Raw genomic sequence first — 7897 nt, forward strand, 5'->3', positions numbered from 1 at the left:
ATGAACTGGCTGTTCTGGCTGCAGGGCTCGGCCCCCTATCTGGGCGGCGGATTCGGGCACTTCTATGCTTACGCGCCGGAAAAATTCGAATATCCGATCAACCGTTTCACGATGGAGGTAAAACGCCAGATGGACGTGCTCGATCGCGAGCTGGCCAGGCACACGTATCTCGGTGGGGACGAATACTCGATTGCGGATATCGCCACCTGGCCCTGGTACGGAAACCTGGTGCTGGGCAAGGCTTATGACGCCGCCGAGTTTCTGCAAGTCGAAAGCTACAAGAACCTGAGGCGCTGGGTCGACGCCATTCACGAGCGGCCGGCAGTGCAGCGCGGCTGCAAGGTAAACCGAACCTGGGGCGAGCCCTCAGAACAGCTGCACGAACGACATGACGCTTCGGATTTCGAGTTGAAGACTCAGGACAAAGTTGCCTCTGTCGGCGACGCTTGAGAAGCAACGTACAGGAATGCGAGCAGTGTCTGACCTGGTCGACCGAAAGGACACGAAGGCCAAGCACCTGGTTGTGGAAGCCCGTATCGAAAAACCGGCGTCTCCTGAAACTACGCGCCGTGGGAGACACAGCATCGTGCCAGACGTGTTGATGTCGAATACCGATGGAGACGCCGAACAAGCTCGACAAGCAGTGCCGCACACCGGCTTTCGCGCGTCAGCCCGGGCAGACATTCGGCATGCTGACCCGCATTGAGCGGAAGGCGCGCATGCGCAGCAATACGAAGCAAAGCTTGTTCAAGGCATTGGGCATGGTTGAGCCCGAGCATCGATTGAGACGCAATGAAAGCCCTGCTCGACAGCATCGCTCTTGAACCGTCGCATGCGTGCGCTTTCCTAGAACAAAGCTCTTTCGCGAGTGATTCGCCCTGCTGATTCACTCTTCGAAACCAGCGTTCTTGCGTAACCGCTATCGTCCATTCGACGAACCGGTCGCAGGCATGCGAAGCACTTGATGACCGCAACCATGGTTCGTCGGCGCAACGGAGCGATCTGCACGTCGCTTGCCCGCGCAAGTGCAAGTGCATTGCGGCGCGCGCTGTGACCCGGATAGCGACATCCCTCAGCGACACTCATGCACGAATATCAACCACTGAGCCGTCGAACAGAACGGCTCGGTGGCGCGTTTGTGCCGCAGTTCGTCACCTACGTACCGACAAGGTCAAGAATCGTTACGACTGCTCAACTTCACTTGCCAGTTCCTGAAGTGCAGACCTAATCTCCCGGGTGATCCGGACACCTTCAGTTTTCATCAAACGTCGAGCAATCCGGATTCGCAACCAGGTGCTCCCAAGGATTGGAAATCGCTCGCGTGCGACATTCTGTCGTCACGCCTGGGGCGCTCTTTGCTCGCGACGAACGCAATACTTCTCAGCATTAGTTTTCATAACCTGAATTTTTGGGGAATAGCGTGCACAACATGTTCAAGTGGGTTATCACGACGTTATTTATCGTGATGGCGGGCAGCGCGATGGCGCAGCAGACCTTCACAAAGACGCGACTCGGCGATGCCGGGCCTTACGACACCAACGAGACAGTTACCTATCGCCTGCAGGGCTCGTGCAACAACCTGGTTGCCGGCTGCGGAACCTTGCGCATCGAGGATGCCTTTCCCGCCGAACTCGTGGTAGCCAATTGCCCGACCTCCGGATTCTTCAATACGATCACCTGTACCGCCGGCAGCAACACGCTGGTCCTGGTTCGCAACGTGTACGCCGGTGGCGAAAGTTTTTCGCTGGATGTTGATCTGCGCATCATTCCTTCGATCACGGTACCGGTCACCAATATCGTGAATCGCGCTGTGGCCAGTACCAATGCGACTGTCTGCATTGCGCCGCCGCAGAATGCCGTGGTCGGGGGCTCGAGGCCAGTCTTGCCTGCCGATACCATCGATTGTGCTTATGCTGAATCCGCGCCGATCAGCATCAATGGACCACTGCCGCAATATGCTGTCAGGAAACAAAGACTCGACCCGGCGACATCGCTACCGGTTGCTGCCGGCGAAGCCGTGACTTATCGCGTACGCATCTGCTCGACCTCGGCCAGTGGCAACATGCCACTTACCAATGCGACCCTGATCGACACCTTGCCGGATGTGCCCGGGCTGACAGTAGCCAGTGTCGAAAACAGCGACGGCGGCCTGGTAGCCGCAGGTCCACCGGTGAACGTTACATGGAATCTCGATGACACCACGCCGCCGCCAACTGGCTTGCAGGGTCTGCACACCGGTACAGCCTGTGCCGATCGCACCCTCGTTGTTCGCTATCCGGCCGGACTACCCGCAGGCACTGCGATCAACAACTCGGCCATTGCGACGATCGTTCCCGAGGTTGGTGGGCCGGGCGACATCGGCCCGGGAACCCGCAACGACACGATCGGCGCAGCAACCCCCGCCGGCACCTCGAGCAAGAGCGCACCCGATGTCGCTCCGGGCACCGGAAATCCCATCGTCTTCAACATCAGCGCCAACACCAACGGCGCCAACGCACGCGTGCCGAACTTCAGCGTGGTCGAACGCTTTCCCCAGGCGTTCGGGGCCCTGCCTGCAGGCATAACCTTTGCCTCCGTGAGCAGTGGGCGTTGGAACTCGCCGGCCGACGGCAGCGTCAGCACCGACATGCGCGCAACAATCGAATACACGACGCTGCCATTGCTCGCTGGCGACTATTGCGATTTCTCAGGAAGCACGGCGCTGGCCAGCAACATTGCCAGCCCAGGCGGATCGATCACCTATAGCGTGCCGGGAGACATTCCCGCTACTGCGACCTGCATGCGCTGGACATTTTCCGATCTCGGCGCAAATGGTCCAGCTACGCCGCGCAATTTCGCCTTCACCACTTCACCGCAGGTTCGCTACGACGTAGGCGCCAGTCCGCCAGTCGTGGTGCCGTCAGCGATCGAAAACTGCACGTATGTCGATTTCGGCGGTGGTCCGGTGTCACCGTCGGTGCGTTGCGCGAATGTGCGCGTTGAAGAGGGCACGCCTTCCGTTCGCGCAGGCAAGACCGCCAATCCGACGATCGCCGCACCAGGCGCAACCATCGATTTCACTCTGACCGCCAACCACGTGGGCGGAGACAGTACTGCTGCGATCGTCAACCCGATCATTTCAGACTGGCTTCCAATCCAGCTCGAGTTTGTCAGCCTGGTCAGCACGACCCCGTCTGGCGGAACCCTGCAGGTCACGCCGGATTTCGGCACGCCAGGCCGCACCCTTGTGCGGGTCGCGTTTGCCGGCAGCTTTCCTACCGGCAGCAATGGACCTCAGATTGTCATCCGCGCCCGCGTCCGCGAGGGCGTCCCGGCCAATCTTGCGCCAGCATCGCCGTATGTAAATGACATGGCCGTGTTCCTCGATCCGGGTCCTTCCGGGGCATTTACATGCCCCAACAACAGCACACCGTTCGCTGACGTCAACGACCTCGACAATGACGGCTCGACGGTTGATCTGATGTGCCCGGCCAGCGCGGACTTCCGCGTATCTGAAGCTTTCATCCTCGGTGGCGAGAAGTGGGTCGAAGGCAATCCCGCCCTGGCGGTGGTTGGTGATCCGAGCCAGGCCAGCGTCGCGACCAACAATTCCAGTTGTCCGGACTACGCCACCAATTTCGGCGGACCTGCGTCGAACTTCACGCGCTTCCCATGTGTGGCCCGCACTGATCATGGTGGCACCTTCCGATATCGCTTGCGCCTGGCCAACGCCGGAAATCGCCTGCTTGAGGAATATGTCGTCTATGACACGATTCCCTTCATCGGTGATACCGGTGTGGGTGGACCGCTGATCGGCACGCCACGTTTGAGCCGCTGGGCACCCGCTCTGGATGGCCCGCTGAGCGCCAGTGTCGTCGTGCCACCGCTGATCCAACTGGTCAATCCGGGTCTCGATCCGGTCACCTATGCGAATGCTGCATCGGTCGAGATCGAGTACACGACAACGCCAAATTTCTGCCGCGGCCAGGTGCGCACGGCCAACTACTCACCAGCGCAGGCCGGCACGGCGCTGGTCGAGGACTCGTTCCCGACTGGCTGCACCTCTGGCGTGTGGACCAGTACACCACCGGTGCCCGCTTCGCTGGCGACCGGTTTCCGTATTCGTGCCTTCTCGACCCTGACCACCCCGGCAGCAAGCACCGATTGGGTACCGGGCACCTATATCGAAGTCGACGTGCCGATGCGTAGCCCGGCGAATGGCGCGCCACCGAGCTACGTCGGCGGCATTGCACCAGACATCCGCGGCAACAGCACGGTGTTCAATCCCAGCTGGAATTCGTTCGCGCACCGTGTTTTCCAGCAAAACGCAACCATTGCTGCTGATCTGCTCCCCACTGCCGAACCACCCAAGGTCGGCGTGATCCTGCCCGAGCGGTATCGACTCGGAAACCTTGTCTGGCGCGATGACGGTGCCGGCAACCCGATCCATCGCAACAACGGACGCGCCGATGTGGGTGAACCGGGTATCGATGGCGTCAGCGTATTGCTTTGCCGGGATGACGATGGCACGACTGGCCCGAGTTCGGGCGATAGCCTTCTGTCGACAACGACGACCGCGACGCTTGCCGGCAATCCCGGCAAGTACTCCTTTGCTGAACTGCTCGCTGGTGACGACTATTACGTCGCCATCGCAAATACGTCCGCCCAGCTTGCACTGAATGGCTTGTTCTCCACCTTGCCGGATGAAACCAATCCCAACGGCGATGTCGACAACAATGACAATGGCGCGCTGATTGGAATCACTGTCTGTGGCAACACCCCCAATTCGACAGCCTCGGGGCTGATTTCGCTTGGACCAGTCGCCGGCACGCCGCCAACGGCCGCAGAGCCCACCAATGAGCGCCTGCGCTTTGGTGGCGTCGATGACGACAACGATGACAATACTGTGTTTCCGGATTCGGCCTCCAACTACAGCGTCGACTTCGGCTTCATTCAGCCGGTTGACCTTGGCGATTTGCCCAACGGTTTCGGCACGGTAATCGCGAGCAATGGCCCGGTTCATCCGGTCATCAGTGCGCTGCGCCTTGGCGCTACCGTCGATACCGAACTCGATGGCCAACCGGGCGTCGGCGCCGATGGTGACGACAGCAACGGGGTACCGGATGATGAAGACGGAGTGACCGTGGCTGACCTGACCCAATATGTCGGTGCGCCGGGCACTGTCCGCGTCAACTACAACAATCCGAATCCGGGTGCCGCATCGGCTCGCATCTGCGGATTCATCGATTACGACGGCAATGGCACATTCGGCGCGGGCGAGTCGGCCACTCTCGATGTCGACAACGGTACCGGCACGGCAACGCTTGCATTCGGCACCGTGCCGGCTGGCTTCAACGGATCGACATATGCGCGCTTCCGCATCAGCTCCGACATCGCTGCAGCATGTTCGCCAATCGCACCAGCCAGCGATGGTGAAGTCGAGGACTATGTTGCCGACGTTCAGGCCGCCGTCGATTTCGGGGACTTGCCGGATAGCGCGCCAGGCATAGGTACTGGCAATTACGAAACCCTGCTTGCCAGCAATGGACCGCGCCACGGACTGCGCCCGGGCCTGCATCTCGGCGCCTGCGTGGATGCTGAAATCAATGGCCAGCCGAATGCGCTGGCGAGCGGAGATGATTCCGGCGCAGGCACTTTGACCAACGGTACTTGTGCGATGGCCAACGACGATGAAGATGCCGTTGATCCCGCTTCCCTCTCGTTCCTCACTGGAGCCGCCGTCGACGTGCCGGTGCTGGCGACGAACACGACGGGGAGCGTTGCAACCCTGTGTGGATTCATCGATCTCAACGGTGACGGCGATTTCGCTGATGCGGGTGAAACGGCGTCTGCGCCGATTCCGGATGGCAGCAACAACGTCAGCTACCCACTCGGTTTTGGCATTGCTCCTGCTGGAACGGTTGCCGCCGGATACGCGCGATTCCGCCTGAGCACCTCTCCCACCTGTTCGCCTGGTGGTCCGGCAACGGATGGTGAGGTGGAGGATTATGCGTTCACTGCAGTCGTGACCGACCTTGGCGACCTGCCCGATACCGGTGCAGGCACGAGCCCCGGCAACTATGAAACCCTGCTTGCCGACGGCGGTGCTATCCATCCGATCATCGCCGGCCTGCACATGGGCAGCCTCGTCGATGCCGAGGCCGATGGTCAGCCCGGCGCACTGGCTAGTGGCGATGATGCGCAAACCAGCGATGACGAAGATGGCGTAGACACCGCAAGCCTGGCTTTCGTTGTCGGCCAGTCCGGTTCCGTGAACGTCACCGCGACCAACCTGACCGGGACCGATGCGCGCATTTGTGGCTTCATCGATTTCAACCAGGATGGCAGTTTCACGCCTGGCCCCGAACACAGCTCGATGCTGGTGCCGAGCGGCAGCAACAATGTGTTGTTCGCGCTGCCATTCACGAAACCCCTGTCCACACCCAGCGGCCCAACCTTTGCACGTTTCCGCCTCAGCACGGATACCTCGGGTTCCTGCGCGGTCGCTGGCATGGCCAGCAATGGCGAGGTGGAGGACTATCTCGTCAGCGTGCGTCGCGTGGACCTCGGCGATTTGCCCGATAGCGGTCCTGGAACCGGTAGCGGGAACTATCAAACCATGATTGCCGATGGCGGTGCTCAGCACGACATCGTACCGGGCTTGTTCATGGGCGCGGGCGTCGACAATGAGGCCGACGGCCAACCCGGCGCGAATGCCGATGGCGACGATCTGGCAGGAACCGACGACGAAGACGGCGTGCTTGTTGCCGATCTTGACGATATCCAGCTGGGCTCTCATTCGGTGCGTGTCAACGCGACCAACCTGACTGGCACCCCGGCTCGCGTCTGTGGCTTCGTCGATATCAACGGTGATGGCGATTTCGCTGATCCAGGCGAGAACGCCAGCCAGCCAGTGCCGGATGGCAGCAACAATGTGCAGGTTTCGCTGAGCTTCGGCCCGGTCGGACCTGGCTCGCCGGCCATCTCCTATGCCCGCTTCCGCTTGAGCACGGCAAGCACGGCGTGCGCGGCGTTTGGTGTCGAGCCGGATGGTGAGGTCGAGGATTATCGAGTGACGTTCCGACAGTACGATTTCGGCGACTTGCCTGACGGTGGAGCCGGCACCGGACCCGACAACTACAGCACCCTGTTCTCCGACAACGGTCCGGCGCATGGCATCGTCCCCGGTTTGCACATCGGAACCTGCGTCGATGCCGAACTCGATGGACAGCCGACGATGGGCGCGGATGGCGATGACCTGGCTACTGGCAGTTCCACGAGTGGCAGCTGCGCGGTAGCCGGAGACGACGAAGATGGCGTGCAATTGCGCGCGCTATACAACGAAGGCAGCCCGACGACCACGCCGGTCACGGTCACCAACACCACGCCCAATCCAGCCACGATGTGCGGCTTTATCGACTGGAACGGCAACGGCAGCTTCGGCGATTTGAATGAAGCTGCACAGGCAGCGGTTCCGGCTGGAACCAGTGCCGGATCGGTGATCCTGGATTTCGGTGTCGTACCAGCCGGCAACGTGCCCAGTCCCTATGCACGCTTCCGCCTTTCAACAGATGCAGGCTGCTCGCCTACCGGCGTGGCGAGCGATGGTGAGGTCGAGGACTATGTCGCCGACAGCGCCGGCGGCGCAATGAGCCTCGGCAACCTGGTCTGGGAAGATCTCGACAACGACGGCCTCGTGACGGCGGGCGAGCCCGGCATATCAGGCATTTCGGTCAATTTGTATCTCGATGCCAACGATGACGGCAATCCGGATGGTCCGGCCATCGACAGCACGACGACCAACGCCTCGGGCAACTATCTGTTCAGTGATTTGCTGCCCAATACCTATCTGGTCGAGGTGGTGGCGCCGTCCCGCTACACGGTATCCACAGGCACCGGCCGCCGCTGGTTGCCGAAC

Annotated in this window: 3 protein-coding genes; all 3 read left to right on the forward strand. The window is 61.0% G+C overall.

All coding sequences use genetic code 11. The features are described from left to right. Nucleotides 1–450 (forward strand): glutathione S-transferase C-terminal domain-containing protein (locus WBP53_RS09975; protein WP_423928463.1); only part of this gene is annotated, 450 nt, incomplete at its 5' end. Nucleotides 451–614: 164 nt separating this feature from the next. After that, nucleotides 615–824 (forward strand): hypothetical protein, encoded by a 210-nt coding sequence (locus tag WBP53_RS09980; RefSeq protein WP_423928465.1) that lies wholly within the window; start codon nt 615–617, stop codon nt 822–824. 605 nt (nt 825–1429) lie between these two features. Further along, on the forward strand, nt 1430–7897 hold a 6468-nt coding region (locus WBP53_RS09985; RefSeq protein WP_423928467.1), incomplete at its 3' end, for a GEVED domain-containing protein.

The organism is Dokdonella sp. (assembly GCF_049593775.1).
Lineage (GTDB): Bacteria > Pseudomonadota > Gammaproteobacteria > Xanthomonadales > Rhodanobacteraceae > Dokdonella.

Bases quoted from the DNA above. Each gene is read 5' to 3' on its own strand.
- WBP53_RS09980 (WP_423928465.1), top strand. From the start codon at position 615: ATGGAGACGCCGAACAAGCTCGACAAGCAGTGCCGCACACCGGCTTTC.